The 16310-nt window shown below is 45.8% G+C and carries 14 protein-coding genes and 1 tRNA gene; 3 read left to right on the forward strand and 12 right to left on the reverse strand.

The features are described 5' to 3' along the window. Position 1: 1 nt before the first annotated feature. Together argJ and DN062_RS11135 are read left to right on the forward strand one after the other, a co-directional pair. Positions 2 to 1222, forward strand: coding sequence for a bifunctional glutamate N-acetyltransferase/amino-acid acetyltransferase ArgJ (gene argJ / locus DN062_RS11130; protein WP_112159397.1), 1221 nt, complete (start codon positions 2 to 4; stop codon positions 1220 to 1222). Continuing rightward, the gene (locus DN062_RS11135) at positions 1223 to 2164 is read left to right on the forward strand and encodes a Nudix family hydrolase (protein ID WP_112159398.1); all 942 of its coding nucleotides are present in this window, start codon (positions 1223 to 1225) and stop codon (positions 2162 to 2164) included. Positions 2165 to 2258: 94 nt separating this feature from the next. Here the strand turns inward: DN062_RS11135 and DN062_RS11140 are convergent, their stop codons facing one another. The 12 genes from DN062_RS11140 to rpsU form a co-directional block, all read right to left on the reverse strand. Then, on the reverse strand, positions 2259 to 2639 hold the full coding sequence (locus DN062_RS11140) for a Na+/H+ antiporter subunit G (RefSeq protein WP_112159399.1): 381 nt from the start codon (positions 2637 to 2639) through the stop codon (positions 2259 to 2261). 8 nt (positions 2640 to 2647) lie between these two features. Then, complete coding sequence (locus DN062_RS11145) at positions 2648 to 2917, reverse strand: K+/H+ antiporter subunit F (protein WP_112159400.1); 270 nt, start codon at positions 2915 to 2917, stop codon at positions 2648 to 2650. Beyond that, positions 2911 to 3414: a Na+/H+ antiporter subunit E gene (locus DN062_RS11150; RefSeq protein WP_112159401.1), complete on the reverse strand. Its 504-nt coding sequence runs from the start codon at positions 3412 to 3414 to the stop codon at positions 2911 to 2913. Before DN062_RS11150 ends, DN062_RS11145 begins: the two co-directional genes overlap by 7 nt. A 4-nt stretch (positions 3415 to 3418) precedes the next feature. Next, complete coding sequence (locus DN062_RS11155; RefSeq protein ID WP_112159402.1) at positions 3419 to 4933, reverse strand: monovalent cation/H+ antiporter subunit D; 1515 nt, start codon at positions 4931 to 4933, stop codon at positions 3419 to 3421. Next, complete coding sequence (locus DN062_RS11160) at positions 4933 to 5289, reverse strand: Na+/H+ antiporter subunit C (protein WP_112159403.1); 357 nt, start codon at positions 5287 to 5289, stop codon at positions 4933 to 4935. Before DN062_RS11160 ends, DN062_RS11155 begins: the two co-directional genes overlap by 1 nt. After that, positions 5289 to 8081, reverse strand: a complete 2793-nt coding sequence (locus DN062_RS11165) for a monovalent cation/H+ antiporter subunit A (protein ID WP_112159404.1) — start codon at positions 8079 to 8081, stop codon at positions 5289 to 5291. The genes DN062_RS11160 and DN062_RS11165 overlap by 1 nt, the downstream gene beginning before the upstream one ends. A 236-nt stretch (positions 8082 to 8317) precedes the next feature. Further along, positions 8318 to 9994 (reverse strand): alpha/beta hydrolase, encoded by a 1677-nt coding sequence (locus tag DN062_RS11170; RefSeq protein ID WP_239995774.1) that lies wholly within the window; start codon positions 9992 to 9994, stop codon positions 8318 to 8320. Positions 9995 to 10178: 184 nt separating this feature from the next. After that, positions 10179 to 10255: transfer RNA gene (locus tag DN062_RS11175), tRNA-Ile, on the reverse strand. Between the two features lie 63 nt (positions 10256 to 10318). Next, positions 10319 to 12169, reverse strand: a complete 1851-nt coding sequence (gene rpoD / locus DN062_RS11180; RefSeq protein WP_112159406.1) for an RNA polymerase sigma factor RpoD — start codon at positions 12167 to 12169, stop codon at positions 10319 to 10321. 155 nt (positions 12170 to 12324) lie between these two features. After that, positions 12325 to 14223 (reverse strand): DNA primase, encoded by a 1899-nt coding sequence (gene dnaG, locus DN062_RS11185; RefSeq protein WP_112159407.1) that lies wholly within the window; start codon positions 14221 to 14223, stop codon positions 12325 to 12327. 36 nt (positions 14224 to 14259) lie between these two features. Then, positions 14260 to 14703, reverse strand: a complete 444-nt coding sequence (locus DN062_RS11190; RefSeq protein ID WP_112159408.1) for a GatB/YqeY domain-containing protein — start codon at positions 14701 to 14703, stop codon at positions 14260 to 14262. A 116-nt stretch (positions 14704 to 14819) separates the two neighbouring features. Beyond that, a complete protein-coding gene (rpsU, locus tag DN062_RS11195) occupies positions 14820 to 15035 on the reverse strand; it encodes a 30S ribosomal protein S21 (protein ID WP_036509600.1) in 216 nt (71 codons plus the stop codon). A gap of 240 nt (positions 15036 to 15275) precedes the next feature. Here rpsU and tsaD point away from each other — a divergent pair, with 240 nt between their 5' ends. Further along, positions 15276 to 16307 carry a tRNA (adenosine(37)-N6)-threonylcarbamoyltransferase complex transferase subunit TsaD gene (tsaD, locus tag DN062_RS11200; protein ID WP_112159409.1) on the forward strand — a complete coding sequence of 344 codons (1032 nt, stop codon included), beginning with the start codon at positions 15276 to 15278 and terminating at the stop codon, positions 16305 to 16307. Positions 16308 to 16310: the final 3 nt, after the last annotated feature.

Raw genomic sequence — 16310 nt, forward strand, 5'->3', positions numbered from 1 at the left:
AATGGCAGTCGGCAAAGAAGAAGCAGTCGTGTATCACCCCGTAAAAGGGTTTAAGTTAGGAACAGGCTCTGCGGGCATTAAAAAGCCGGGCCGAAAAGATCTGGTGGTTATGGAAATACCCGTTGGTTCTTCATTGGCGTCGGTATTTACCCTCAACCAGTTTTGTGCAGCGCCAGTGCGTGTTGCCAAAAAGCATTTAGCGACGGGAGCCTTACCAAGGTATCTCCTAACCAATACAGGCAATGCGAATGCCGGTACAGGTGAGCAGGGTATTATTGATGCTGAGGCTTGCTGCCAGGCCTTAGCCAGTAAAATGCGCTGTGACGCGGAATCGATTCTGCCTTTTTCCACGGGTGTCATAGGTGAACCACTCCCTGTTGCTAAGATTACTGCAGGTTTAGAGAGTGCTATCGCTAACTTGTCAGAAGAAGGTTGGGAGGAAGCAGCTCACGGCATCATGACAACGGATACACGTCCAAAAGGTGCCAGCGACCAATTTGAGTATCAAGGCAAAACCGTAACCGTAACGGGTATTTCCAAAGGTTCAGGCATGATTATGCCAAATATGGCCACGATGCTTGGATACGTTGCCACAGATGCAGAAGTTGAACCCAATTTATTGCAACGTCTGCTGAGCCATACGAGTGATCGCTCATTTAATCGAATCACAGTTGATGGTGACACTTCAACAAATGATGCTTGTATTTTGGTTGCTACCGGTCAAAGCGGCGTCGAAATTACTGACCTTGAGCCCGTGCTGATGGAGCGTTTTACGCAGGCGTTAGAACACGTTATGTTGTCCTTGGCCCATGCCATCGTCAAAGATGGTGAGGGAGCAACTAAGTTTGTAGAGGTTCGTGTTGAGAAAGCGGGCAGTACTGAAGAAGCACTGAAAGTCGCCTATACCATCGCTCACTCTCCCTTAGTTAAAACCGCACTATTTGCATCTGATCCTAACTGGGGACGCATACTCGCATGCGTTGGTCGTGCAGGTGTTCATGATTTGGATGTGAGTGATGTGCAGATCTGGTTGGATGAAGTGTGTATCGTCGATAAAGGCGCACGTGCTACGAGTTACACAGAAGAGCAAGGGCAGCAAGTGATGAATCGGGAGAATATCTGTATTCGCGTGATTCTGAATCGTGGTGGTTTTGTTGATCAAGTCTGGACAACCGATCTTTCTCATGACTATGTCACTATCAACGCAGAATATCGCTCTTAAATGAAGTCCTTGATTCACGTTATGGTTGGGGTTATCAGAAATGACCAAGGTCAAATTCTGATAGCCCTTAGGCCCAAAAACAGGCATCAAGGGGGATTGTGGGAGTTTCCGGGCGGTAAGGTAGAAGGCGATGAGCCACCTTACCAAGCCTTAGTGCGAGAGCTAAGCGAAGAGTTAGGCCTTTTAGTACACGAGGCTACTCCACTTATTCGCATCCCCTATCACTATGATGATTGTTCAGTTCTCTTGGATGTATGGGACGTTAATCGCTTTACGGGTGAAGCCAAAGGAATGGAAGGACAGGAAATACGTTGGGTTGATCTAAATCATTTAAATGATTACTCCTTCCCTGCAGCCAATGTCCCGATTCTTTCTGCCGTTCGATTGCCTACGCAGATTGCCATCACAGGCGATGCTGCGAATAAAGATGAGTTTTGCTCAAAGGTGCAATTGATGCTTGAGCGAGGCTGTCGTTGGATACTTCTTAGGGATCACTCCTTATCTAAACGAGACTTCGCTGATGTGTTTCATTCAGTTAAGCCCATGTGTGATGCTCATAAAGCTATTCTCCAAGTCAATACATCTCTTTCGTTGGCAAATGAATTGAATGCACAGGCGTTGCATTTAACTGAGTCTCGTCTAACTGAGTTAATGGGAAGACGAGCATTCAACGGACAATGGCTAAGCGCTGCTTGTCATTCACCGGATGCATTGCAACTTGCGCAATCTAAAGGGTGTGATTTTGTGTTCTTATCACCAGTGAAGGCGACAGCGACTCACCCTGAACAGGCAGGGATTGGCTGGCATAGGTTTCATCAGTGGGTATCTGATGTAACCTTACCTGTCTATGCGCTTGGAGGGGTGTCTCAGTTGGATTTTCAGAAAGTACGAGAAGAGGGCGGGCAAGGGGTGGCTTCAATTTCAGCTTTTTGGCCTAACTAAACTCCTTTGGGTTGAACTAAACTAAAGCCGAGAGGTTTCTAAAATGCCGAGTTATATCAAGTAACTCGGCATTTTTATTTGTCACCTTGAACCATCAATCATTCAAACTGGGTTTAACTTCGGGCGCCTTTTGCTGTCTTGCTCGTGCAATCAGGTGTTGTCCCGTGGTTCTTTCAATCATCTTATTCTTTTGATGCAAGGCCGTTTTAGCCATCATGTGTGCACTAACAGGGGCTGTTATGAATAAAAACAGCGTGATCAGTAATTCGTGAACACTAATGCCAGGCTCACGCACAGTGAATAAAATCATTGATGCGATCAGCAGACCGCCCATACCAAGCGTTGTTGCTTTTGTTGGTGCATGAAGGCGCATAAAAAAATCAGGCAAACGCACTAAGCCAATCGAGCCGACTAAGATAAATACGCCACCAATGAGTAAGAAAATAGAAACAATGAGCTCAAGTAAAAAATTCATATTCAGGCCTATTCAATAATGTCGCCGCGCAGTAAATATTTACACAATGCTGCAGTGCTAATAAATCCTAACATCGCAATTAAAAGTGCTGCTTCAAAGTACAAGGCTGATCCGAGCCATATTCCCAGTAAAATGATAAGTGCGATACTGTTGATATACATTGTATCAAGAGCCAGTAAACGATCGGGTAAGTCAGGGCCTGCAAACAGTCGCCATAAATTGAGAATCAAAGAAATGGCCACCATGGCTGTTACTAAGGTTACAGTCCAGCTTAGCATGAAAATATCTCCATTAATGGGGCTTCATAACGCTGTTTGATCGTTTGAATCAGTTCTTCTTCATTTTTCATGGTTAACGCATGGACGTAGAGAAATTTTCGGCATTCAGAGACCTCGGAGCTGACAGTCCCTGGCGTTAAAGAGACAGTACTGGCTAACAACGTAATCGGGAGCTCTCCTTCTAGGTCAAGTGGAACCGCAAAAAAGCCTGGGTTGAGATTTTTGATTGGTCCCATAACCTGAAAAGCGACTTCGAGATTAGCCGTCACTATGTCACCAAGGACACGTAAAGCGTAACGAAACGTATGCATAGGTTTATGCAGTGCCGGTTGTGGTTTGCTTAAGCTGGAGGTCAATAGTGGGATACCTAATGCTAACACAGATCCTAAGAATAGATGTCCAGGGGCTAGCGTGTTGTTAAGCAGCAACCATGTGGCAAATAGTAAAATGCTGTGATATGGCATGGGCAGCCATTTAAAACGAGGTTTTGATAACATTACTTTATTCTCCTAACGCTGGCAGCAGGGCACGAACAGAGAGTTCGGGGTTGTGTAAAACCGCCGCCGCTTCATGAGTCATACTGGTAACAGGGCCTGCAAACAAGACCAATAAAGGGGAAAGACTTAGCAAGAATAAAATTGCCAGTAGTTGAGTAATATGAACTGGATTCCCTTCAGTGTCGGCGGTATTACCCGTGGTGCGCCAGAAAAGTGTTGTTCCTGCTCTTGAGAGCGCCACGATCGAAGCCAGTCCCGCGAACAAGATAGACGACCAGACCCAGCCCATTTCAGCACCAGTGTGTGCCGATTGAAGGAGCAGTGCTTTTCCAATAAAACCAGATAATGGCGGCATGCCCACCATAGCAATTGCAGCCACAAAGTATAAGCCAGCCAGTAGATCACGCTGCTTCATTATTCGTGCAGCTACAAAGCGATCTGCAGCTTTTCCACGTTGTTTGGCAATTAAATCAGCGATTAAAAACATAGCTGCCGACACCAAAGTGGTGTGTAGTAGGTAGTAAAATGAAGCACCGCTTGCATCCTCGCGTCCGAGCGCGGCCCCCGTTAGGAGGGTTCCTACTGAAATTAGAATCATGTTAGCGGTTAGCATTTTTAGATTTTGACTGGCTAGTGCGCCAATAGCGCCTGCGATAAGGGTTAGCACAGCAATAGGCCAGAGCCAAAATTGTGCAATATTGGCAAGATCGCCAGCAAAATCTCCGAAAATAACGGTATGAACTCTAAAAATGCTGTAAATGCCCACTTTGGTCATAATGGCAAACATGGCGGCAACAGGTGCGCTTGCTGCCGCATAGGTTCTGGGTAACCAGAAGTGCAAAGGAAGCATGGCAGACTTCAAGCCAAATACAATTAGCAAGAGTAATCCCGCAATTTTGACCAGTGTCGTTTCGTCAGAATCAAGGGTTTGAAGTTTTACCGCCATATCGGCTGTATTAAGTGTGCCTAGCATTCCGTAAAGAATACCCAGCGCAAACAAGAAAATACTCGATCCAACAAGGTTTAAAATGACGTAATGTAAGCTTGCTTGAGTTTTGTGTTTGCCGCCCCCATGAATAAGTAATGCATAAGACGCAATAAGCAGTATTTCAAAGCAAACAAACAAGTTGAACAGGTCACCGGTTAAGAAGGCGCCATTCACGCCAGCCACCAAGAGTAATATCAAAGTGTGATAATACATGCCAGTTTCATCTTCACCCGCACAGGCATAGAGAATGGAGGCAAGGGCAAGAATTGAGGTTAAGAGCACAAGTAGGGCCGCTAGGGGGTCCGCAACGAGTACGATTCCGTAGGGAGCCGACCAGCCTCCAAGTGAATAGACTTGCGTTCCTTGAGACATAACTTCTTTAAGAAGACCGCTGGAAACCACCAGTATCAGCATAGATGAGCCGACTGCAAAGATTCGTTGACGTATAATGCTATTCTGAATAGGTGGAAGTATCAGCAATACACCCGCTAACAGAGGCAGAAGAAATGGCATGATGACCAAGTGTTGCATCAAGATTTCTCCTTGTCCGTTAATGATGAGTGGTCAGGAATGCGTCCATCTACATGGTCATTTCCGAGATCACCTCGTCCTCTCATCGATAAAATCACAACAAATGCAGTCATCGCAAAACCGATTACGATTGCCGTCAGCACCAATGCCTGAGGCAGTGGATCTGCATAAGTGTTGTTCGCCCCAATGACAGCAGCAGAGTCAACTGACAGGCGCCCCATGGAAAAAAGAAATAAATTCACGGCATAGCTTAATAGTGTCAGTCCAACAACAACAGGAAAGGTTCGGCTACGTAAGACAAGAAAAATACCGCAAGTTGTTAATATCCCGACACAAAAAGCAAATAAGGCTTCCATTATTTATCCTCCATTTTTGGACGATGGGATGTGGTTAATTTTCCAAGGTTCGCTAGGATTAATAGAGTTGCTGCAACCACTGTAATATAAACGCCAAGATCAAAAATCATGGCGCTTGCCAGCTCAAACTCACCGAGTAACGGTAAGTTGAAGTAATCGAACCAACTGGTTAAGAAAGGACGATTAAATAACCAGCTACCGGCACCAGTCATGGCGGCAACTAAAACACCTATGGCAATAGCCCATTGGTAGTTGATTTTCAGACGAGGTTTAATCCAATCCACACCATGCGCGATGTACTGCAGAATAATAGCCACTGCCGTAATTAAGCCAGCAATGAAGCCACCCCCCGGCATATTGTGCCCTCTTAGGAAAATATAGGCAGAGACAAGTAATGCAAGAGGAAGCAGTGATTGAGAAACTGTTCTGAGAATCATCGGATGACTGTCTTTTGTCCAGTTGATACCCTTACTGTCACCGGATGGCATAAAGACTTTCATGCGGTTAATCAGCTTAAAAATACCAAGCGCTGCAATGCCAAGTACCAATATTTCCCCAAACGTATCAAAGCCACGGAAGTCGACTAAAATCACGTTCACAACATTGGTTCCCCCTCCGCCAGGCTTGCTGTTTTCTAAGAAAAACTCAGAAATGCTCAGCTGAGGACGTGTCATAATCGCATAATTGATGGTACCGATAATGCCGCCAATAATTGCAGCTACACCAAGATCTCTGGCAACTCGTCCAGGGCTTGATTCCTTTGGTGTTTGTTGTGGCAAAAAGAACAGCGCCAACATTAAAAGGGTAATGGTGACAACCTCGACTGACAGCTGAGTGAGCGCGAGGTCGGGAGCTGAAAAGTAGGAAAAAGAAACTGAAACAATTAAGCCGACGACAGACAGGGTTAATAGCGAAATGTAACGTTGCCTGTGCCAAATCACGGTTGCAAACGCTGACAGTACTAAAAGAGCGGCTATAACGATCGATAAGGAGGTTAGCGGTAGCTGAGTTCTTGTGCCTTCCGTTTGAACTAAATCCAACAGGGGAAGGCCTGCAAAGACAATGACCAATAGCAATACCATCAGCATATAGCGCTGCAATGAACCATTTTCAAAGTAGGCGTTGATTTTTTGAGTTGCACGCACGATGCATTGAATAAAGCTCTCAAAAACAATTTTTGCATCAGTTTCAGGGAATTGGCTCTGAAATTTGAAGAGCTTACGACGGTTGTGATAAATGATTATTCCAAAGAGCATCGCCACAATACTCATCGTTAACGGCAAATTAAAACCATGCCATATCGATAAGGAATAATCGGGCATATCCCCTAACAGAACAGCAGACGCCGCGCTGTACAAGAGCTTTCCGACAATTAAGCCAGGAAAAATACCGACGAGTAGGCATAATCCAACCAAAATTTCGACGGGGACTTTCATGTATCGAGGCGGTTCATGGGGTGTTTTGGGTAAGTCGATGGGCTCTCCGTTGAAGAATACATCGTGAATAAATCGAAGTGAGTAGGCAACGGAGAAGATGGCTGCTAGCGTCGCTAAAACAGGGATCATCCAAGATAAAGACCCCAACGTATGTTGGTGCAGTGTTTCAGCAAAGAACATTTCCTTCGATAAGAAACCGTTCAGTAATGGAACACCTGCCATGGATGCAGCAGCGACCATGGCGAGTGTTGCCGTGTAGGGCATAAACTTCCAGAGACCATTCAAGCGCCGCATGTCACGGGTCCCTGCCTCGTGGTCAATGATACCTGCAGCCATGAACAAAGACGCTTTAAAAATAGCGTGGTTGATAATGTGAAAAATGGCTGCAATGGCTGCTAGCTGTGTATCCATGCCAAGCAGTAATGTGATTAACCCCAAGTGGCTGATGGTTGAGTAAGCAAGTAAACCTTTGATATCGTGTTTAAATAAAGCGGTGTAAGCTCCTAATAGCAGAGTCGCAAGCCCCGTCATACTCACAATGATAAACCATAGCTCTGTACCTGACAGCGCGGGGTAAAATCTTGCCATCAAAAAGATACCTGCCTTCACCATAGTGGCAGAGTGCAAATAAGCACTGACGGGTGTAGGAGCCGCCATTGCATGAGGTAACCAAAAATGGAAAGGGAACTGAGCAGACTTGGTAAAGGCACCCAGAAGAACAAGTACCAATGCGACAGGGTAGGCACTATGAGCACGAATTAAGTCGCCACTGTTAATGACCACTTCAAGGTCATAGCTTCCGACTATTTTACCAATCAGGATTAGGCCTGCGAGAAGCGCAAGCCCACCTGCACCTGTTACGGTGAGAGCCATCCTAGCACCTTTGCGACCCTCAGTTTTTCCATGCCAGAAACTAATCAATAGAAAAGAGCTGATACTGGTCAGTTCCCAAAACATCCACAATTGAATGAGGTTATTTGATAGCACAATACCGAGCATTGCCGTCATGAACAAAATCAAATAGGCGTAGAATTTGCCCATTGAGTCCTTAGCAGACAAATAGTAACGAGCATAAAGAATAATCAGTAATCCAATGCCGAGGATGAGCAGTGCAAACAGAAAGGCGAGGCCGTCCATTCGAAATGACAAGTTCATCCCCAGTGCTGGCACCCAGTTCATACTGACAATTAGAGTTTCACCGCTAAAAACGGCGGGTGCCATCAATAATACAAGTAATAGTGATACAGCAGGCGCGGCGGCAGTTATAAAAGCGCACTGTGTTCGGCCAAGCTTTGCAGACAGTAAAGGGGCCAGCACTCCTAACGCGGGTAGGAGAGGAATCCAGAAAAGACTCATGGTGGCGACTTGCTCCTGATAGGTCCTGTGGACAATACATACAAAAGCAGACCTTATATATCCCGAGTTTTGGGTATAAAAGATCTGCCAAGTGTATTCATAATTACAATTAGTAGCGGACTTTATACACGCTCCAGCGCTTCTAGTCTAGATTTTGTAGTTTAGTTATATGCTTGTTCTAATTTAGAATAACCGGGTCTGTTTCCTTTTGGTGATTAAGGGGTGTTAAGGTTGGCTTAATCCAGTTGTCGCGGTTCTAGCGAATTGGCGCGCAGTTCTGAAAGTTGAATTAAGTGTTGAGCCAACTGCTCTAGGGATTCTATAGACCAGGTTGAATCTGATAGGGCTGCCCAAGCTTTAATATAATCACTTGTGGAGATCTCGTGCCCAAAGCCCGGAGGAGCACTACCTATGGATAAGTCGACCATTAGTTGAAGCATGGTAACAATTGGGTACCAGCTGAGATAGGGTGATACATCAGGTGCGCGCGGCTCTTGCATCCACTCGGGCTTTCGCCAAAAAGCAGCAGGTTCAAAAAAAGTAATAGGGTCGCTTCCGTATTGTAAAAAAGCTATGCGAAAATCGCCCCAAGGCTGTCCATTCAGATCTAGGCCTTGTGTTTGGTTCATAAAACGCACCACGCTCCCTTGACGAAAGCTTGGTAGCCATGCTGGTGAGTCAGGGTCACGATTACGCGTTACATTTCGCCAAGTCACACTTCTGAATGGCGGGCCGCTCCATAATGCGCCATTAAAAGGATCTTCTATAATGTCATAGAGATCAAACGAGAGGTCAGAGTTAAGTGCACCAAGACTCAGCCCGAATAAGTATAGTTTTGGGCGTGAGTCTTTGGGTAGGGATGTCCAATAGCTGTAAAGCGTATTGAATAAGGCTCTGGCATTTTCTGCACCATATTGACCTTCGGCAATTAGTGAGAGGTGGCTTGGTAAATAGGAGTATTGTGCAGCAACAGTCGCGATGTCTCCTTGATGAAGGTATTCGACGGCGTCCTGCGAGCGGGGGTCAATCCAGCCTCGTCCAGTGGGTGTTGCAATTATCAACACCGATCGCTCAAATCCACCGACTCTTATCAGCTCATCCAGTGCTAATTGTGCACGTAACTCTGGTGTTTCAGCTGCATTTAGTCCAACGTAGACTCGAATAGGGTCAAGTGCAGGTTTGTCTGTAAAGCGGCTAATGTCCTCGCTAGAAGGGCTTTGTACAACAAAATGTCGACCTCGGCTACCCAGTGCCTCCCAGCTGATTAAAGACTCCGCACTGCCGGGTTTGTTGGGGTCAAGAGGAGGGTGTAAATCGTCTTGAATCAACTGATCGGCATGTTGATAGGAGCGATCTGCCACTTGGAGTGCATAGGAATAAACCAAGCCTTCAATAATTGACCAAAATAAAGCCGTCACCATGACGATACCAAGCACATGTGAGACATGGCTTGGAAGAAACCGGGACATCCTCTTCGATAAATAATAGAAGATTATTTTAAATAATTTGGCAAATAAGAGCGCCACAGCAAAAACCGCAAGTGTGATGGCTGCAATCGTAAAGGGACGGGTGCTGTCTTCAGGCTCCATGCCCATTAGAGTTCGGATGCTGTTTTGCCACTCTGACGCTCGCCACAAGAACAAAATTGAAATGCATAGACTGATGGCGGCTAAAGCCAATTGTATATAGCGTTGCGTTGATTGTTTGGCAGAAGGTAGGTGTAAGTAATTCCAAAGCCAGTGACCCAGTACACCAAATGCATATCCAATCGTAAAGCTAAGTCCCGAGACGATTCCTTGAGCAATATAGGGACGTGGGACTAGGCTTGGTGTTAGCGATAGGGCGAACAAAAATGTAGCGAATACAAGCCCTGAGGTTGAAAAATGCTTAAGGAGGTTGTTGAATCTGTACATCTTAACGTGATTTATCATATTGAGAATGTGACGACTACCTAGTGTGGTCTATTCATTTATGATATAGATTTATTCATCGGCTGTGATCGATAAAATGAAATATTTTCGCTTTTTCTCTTTGCATATGTCTGGATCTGACTAGAACAACATGGATGCATCATAGATTGCGAGGAGGATATGATGATGGTGGGCCCAGCAGGACTTGAACCTGCGACCGATCGATTATGAGTCGAGCGCTCTAACCAACTGAGCTATGGGCCCTAAAAACGAGCGCTAATGATACAGATTTCATATCATTAGCGCAAGGTTATGATTGTAAAAGTTTTAATCGTCTAAGAAGCTACGCAGGTGATCAGAGCGGCTTGGGTGCCGAAGTTTGCGCAGTGCTTTGGCCTCAATTTGGCGAATACGCTCACGCGTGACATCAAACTGCTTGCCTACTTCTTCTAATGTGTGGTCCGTGTTCATATCGATACCAAAGCGCATTCTAAGTACTTTGGCTTCGCGTGCCGTTAGTCCAGAAAGAACGCTGCGTGTTGCTTCGCGTAACCCTTCCCCAGTAGCGGTGTCGACGGGTGATGACATGGTCACATCTTCAATAAAATCACCGAGGCTTGAATCTTCATCATCACCAATCGGGGTTTCCATTGAAATCGGCTCTTTGGCTATTTTCAGTACCTTACGAACCTTGTCTTCAGGCATTTCCATTTTCTCTGCCAGTTCTTCTGGAGTAGGTTCGCGTCCCATTTCCTGAAGCATTTGGCGAGAAATACGATTGAGTTTGTTGATCGTTTCAATCATATGAACAGGTATACGGATGGTGCGAGCCTGATCCGCAATCGATCGCGTGATGGCTTGGCGTATCCACCAGGTTGCATAGGTTGAGAACTTGTAACCACGACGGTATTCAAACTTGTCGACAGCTTTCATCAGGCCGATGTTGCCTTCCTGAATAAGGTCTAGAAATTGTAAGCCACGGTTGGTGTATTTCTTAGCAATAGAAATAACTAGACGTAGGTTGGCTTCAACCATTTCTTTTTTGGCGCGACGAGCGCGTGCTTCACCGATAGATAGACTGCGGTTCACTTCCTTGATTTCCGCAAGAGATATGCCAGTGTCTGTCTCTATTTGAATCAGCTTGCGTTGGGCTCGCTTCAGATCGGCTAAGTTGGCATTGATATTCTTAGCAAAGCTTGTGTTGCCTGATGCAACCTGATCCAGCCAGTCAGGGTCAGTTTCTTTACCAGGGAAGCCTTGAATAAAGTCTTTGCGTGGCATGCCGCAACGTTGAGTACAAATACGCATGATAGTGCGTTCTTGTGTACGAATTTTCTCAATGGTGTTTCTAACGCGATCGGCCAGTAGTTCGTAGAATCTAGGTGACAGCTTAAGTGGCGAAAAGGCTGTGCACAGATCATCCATCGCTTGTAGTGTGCGAGGGTCATTTTTGCCAAAACTATTAAAGGCAGTGCGATAATTTTCAAGTGTTTCTTGAATTAACCCAAAACGTTGTTTGGCTTCTTCTGGGTCTGGACCGCGATCTTTTTCGTCATCGCTGGTGTCAGCACCATCGCCATCTTCATCATCGTCATCATCGGTTGCGACGTCATCATCATCGACTTCAATTTCGTCTAGCTCAACTTCCGTTTCTGGAACAAAGGAGTCTGGATCGATGTAGCCGCTGAAAATATCGCTGAGTCGACCTTCTTCTCTTAAGGTGCCGTTATAGGCTTCCAAAATCTCGTCGACACTGCCAGGGAAGTGCGCGAAGGCGGTCATGACTTCACGGATGCCTTCTTCAATACGCTTGGCAATTTCAATTTCGCCTTCACGGGTGAGAAGTTCAACTGTGCCCATTTCACGCATATACATGCGCACGGGGTCAGTGGTTCTACCTGCGTCTGATTCTACCGCCGCCAATGCGGCAACTGCCTCTTCATCGGCCTCTTCTGCGGAGTCACCTTCCGTCATAAGTAATGTTTCAGCATCAGGCGCTTCTTCAGACACGGAAATACCCATGTCATTGATCATGCGAATGATATCTTCAACCTGATCCGGATCTGCGATATCTTCCGGAAGATGATCGTTGACTTCGGCGTAAGTCAGGTAACCCTGCTCTTTGCCTCTGGCAATAAGTTCCTTCAGTCGAGACTGCTGTTGGGAAGTGTCTGACATAGAGCCCCTGCGATGAATACTGATGTGAGTAAAGTGTAGAAAACGAAGCGCGACATTATAGCGGAATTAAGCCTTGCTGAATAGAGATTCACATTTTTTAACCTATAAATACCAGTTAAAAAATAGTCGATAAATCTAAAAATGCAAATGCAGAGCTAGACTTTTTTGTGACCGTCTAATAGCAGTTCTTGAAGTCTCGCTTTCTCTTCTTGTGTTAATGGTGTCTGTTTCGATTTTTTCAAGAGTTGATCGAGTCTTCTTTCTTGGCTGCGCTTCATTAGTTGCTGAAATGCGCCTTGCAACTCCATAAGGGCGTTGGCTTCAGCAGGTATAGGGTCTATGTTGGCAATTTCATTCAACAGCATCAAATAAGGGCTGTGTTGGGCTGAATGTTGCCAGTCAACCAGCAGTGTTCCTAGCGAGTTATTCTCGTCTTTTTTGAGATAGTTGATGAGCTCGATCAGTAGATCTATATTGTTGTCTTGAATGTTGCCTAGGTCATCAGGATGGCGGATCGATTGGGCTAAATCAGGGCGATGCAGTAGAATTGAAATAACTTTGTTGATCAAATTCAGACGTAAGCGTGGCGCTTGTGTTGTGCGTTTTGGATAAAAGGTTTCTCTTGGCTCGTGAGCATCAGAGTAGTCCGGGTAGTCTGGATAATTTGCATAGGCTTCTTGTGAGCCATAGGGGTCAAATTTAGAGGCAGGAGTAGTGTCTTGCTTCTCATGCGTTGAGTGTGAGGCTTGATGTAAATTAACTACGCTGCTTAATTGCGCTTGAGAGAGACCTGTCAGTTCAGTGATGCGCTCAAGCATCATTTGTTTTAATAGGCCTGCTTTCATGCTTTGTATTTTGGGTAAGGCGGAGTTTGCAAATTTTGCCCGTTCGTCAAGGCTCTCTAGGTGTGTGTTTTCCGTTTGGCTTTTGAAAAAAAATTCAGACAGTGTCAGGGATTGGCTGATACGCTGCTCGAAGGCTTCTTGTCCTTCTTTTCGAATTAAACTGTCTGGGTCTTCGCCTTCTGGCAGAAATAAAAACTTAACGGTCTGGCCATCTTGTATTGTGGGTAAACTGATGTCGAGCGCTCTTTGTGCTGCAGTTCTGCCTGCCTTGTCACCATCAAAACAGAAAATGAGTTCAGAAACGACCTTGAAGAGTCGGTTTAAATGTTGTTCTGTTGTTGCCGTTCCTAGTGTTGCGACAGCCCAAGTGATGCCGTGTTGTGCAAGTCCAACGACATCCATATAGCCTTCAACAATCATGATTTTTGAAAGGTTGCGTGTGGCTTGTCTTGCTTCATATAGGCCGTAGAGTTCTCGGCTTTTGTGGAAGGTGTCTGTTTCGGATGAATTAAGGTACTTGGGTTTTTCATCCCCTAAAACACGTCCGCCAAATGCAATGACTCGACCTCTGACATCGCGAATTGGAAACATGATGCGGTCACGAAAGCGGTCATAAAAGCGATTTTTTTCTTCGTTATGGACAACGAGTCCAGCACTTTGCAGTTGGAGTTGAGGGTTGGGAAGGTTTTTAAAGTGTTTGAGTAAGTTGTCCCACCCAGAGGGAGAAAAGCCAATTTGGAAGTGCTGGATAGTTTTGTCCGATAAGCCGCGTTTTTGAAGATAATCAATGGCTTTTTGGCGCTCGGATGATGAAGCGAGTTGTTGCTGATAAAAAGCAGTCGCTTGATCGAGTAAGTTTAGTTGTTCTTTTACTTTGTGCTTTTTGGCGCTGTTGTGTGTAGGGTTCTCATCTCTAGGTACATCTAAGCCAGCCATCTTGGCAAGCTCTGCCACAGCATCGGGAAAGGGCAAGTTCTCGTATTCCATCAGGAAGCCTAGCGCGTTGCCGCCAGCTCCGCAGCCAAAACAATAGTAAAATTGTTTATCAGGGCTGACTGTAAAGGATGGAGAGTTTTCTTTGTGAAAAGGGCAAAGACCAGAAAAATTTTTGCCGCTACGCTTAAGCTTGACGCGACTTTCAATCACATCAACAATGTTTACACGAGCCAGCAGGTCGTCAATAAAGTATTGCGGTATTTTGCCTGCCATGTTTTCTCCGCTGAGATATCCAGCGAAAAATGCTGGTTAGAGTCTTGCTTTTACCTTGGCTGAAACTGCACTTATATCCGCTCGCCCTTGAACAAGTGGCTTGATGATGCTCATCACCTTGCCCATGTCTTGCATCGAGCTTGCACCGCTTGTCAGCATCGCATTGTTAATAATATCTTCTATTTCCACATCACTGAGAGGCTGCGGCAGGAAAGTTTTAATCACCTCCAGCTCCTGCTGCTCCTTGTCCGCCAGTTCAGGGCGCTCAGCCGCCTGATACTGGGCAATCGAATCCTTACGCTGTTTCATCATCTTATCGAGAGTGGCGAGGACGCGGGCATCATCAAGTTCAGTGCGTTCATCAATTTCTATTCGGTTGATGTCGGCTAGCATCAGGCGTATGGCATTCAAGCGAACTTTATCTTTCGCTCGCATGGCGACTTTCATCTGTTCTGTTATCTGTTTTTTCAGATCAGACATCTGATTACCTGCTGGTTAAGTTGACTTAATGGCTTGCGTTAACGATTACAAGTCTTGGTTCTAACGCGTGTTGTAAATCAATATTGGTTATCTATGTGCTAGCTTCAATGAAGAGCTTAGTACATGCGTACGCGGCGTGACGTGTCGCGAGATACTTTTTTAGCGTGGCGCTTAACGGCAGCTGCAGCTTTACGCTTACGAACAGTCGTTGGTTTTTCATAATGTTCACGACGACGAACTTCAGCCAAAACACCGGCTTTTTCGCAAGAACGCTTGAAACGGCGTAAAGCAACATCAAATGGCTCGTTATCTTTAACTTTTACAGCTGGCATGAAATTATCCTAACTCGTTTAATAAAATAAGGGCTTGAGTACCCCTGCAACCTCGATTTCTATGCCTTTTGCAAGGCGAAAGACATCAAGGTGCAAAATTTTACTGGGAGCGGAAGGTTAAGTAAAGTGAAAACTCACTATTCATGTGTGATGAAATGCAGACTTAACTCCGTCATAATAGTGTTTTTAGGCAGCTTAATCGTTGCAGTCTGTATCAGTGGGTAGAGGGTGAGTTATTCCATGCGAGTTTTAGGTATTGAAACCTCTTGTGATGAAACGGGTGTCGCGATTTTTGACAGTGAAAAAGGTCTACTTGCCGATGCACTATACAGTCAAGTTGCTATGCATTCTGAGTATGGTGGTGTTGTGCCAGAATTGGCCTCTCGCGACCATGTTCGAAAGTTGTTGCCGTTGATTCGAGAGGTGCTTGCTGAAGCACAGCTAAGCTTGCATGACTTGGATGGTGTTGCTTTTACGGCAGGGCCGGGTTTAATTGGGGCCTTAATGGTTGGAGCCTCGACAGGGCGAGCATTAGCGATGGGGCTTGGAATTCCTGCTATTGCTGTGCACCACATGGAAGGACATCTTTTAGCGCCAATGCTAGAGGAGAATCCGCCGTCTTTTCCATTTGTTGCTTTACTGGTGTCAGGGGGGCATACCCAACTCGTTAAGGTTGAAGGCATTGGCGAGTATGAGTTACTGGGTGAGTCCTTGGACGATGCCGCCGGAGAGGCATTTGATAAAGCCGCAAAAATGCTCGGGCTTGATTATCCAGGTGGACCGTTGATCGCTCGCTTGGCTGAAAAAGGTGATCGTTCACGCTTTCGCTTTCCTCGCCCAATGACGGATCGTCCGGGGTTAGAGTTTAGTTTCTCGGGCTTGAAGACCTTTACGCTGAATACAGCCAACGCACATCGCGATGAGCAAGGTCAAATTGACGATCAAACAATGGCTGATATAGCGGCTGCCTTTGAAGATGCAGTGGTTGATACGCTTTCAATAAAATGCCGTCGTGCACTCCAGCAAACAGGCCTAAAGCAGCTCATTATCGCAGGAGGTGTGAGTGCTAATCGTCACTTACGCTTAAAATTAGAAGCGGCTGTAAAAAAAGAGGGGGCGGAATTGTATTATGCTCGTGCTAAGTTTTGCACCGATAATGGTGCAATGATTGCGTATGCCGGTTGTCAGCGCTTACTGGCAGGGCAGGCGAGTGATTTGACCATTTTGGCGAAGCCCCGTTGGCCCATGGAAACGCTAGAGCCTATTTCATAGGTG

It is taken from the genome of Nitrincola tibetensis (assembly GCF_003284585.1).
Lineage (GTDB): Bacteria > Pseudomonadota > Gammaproteobacteria > Pseudomonadales > Balneatricaceae > Nitrincola > Nitrincola tibetensis.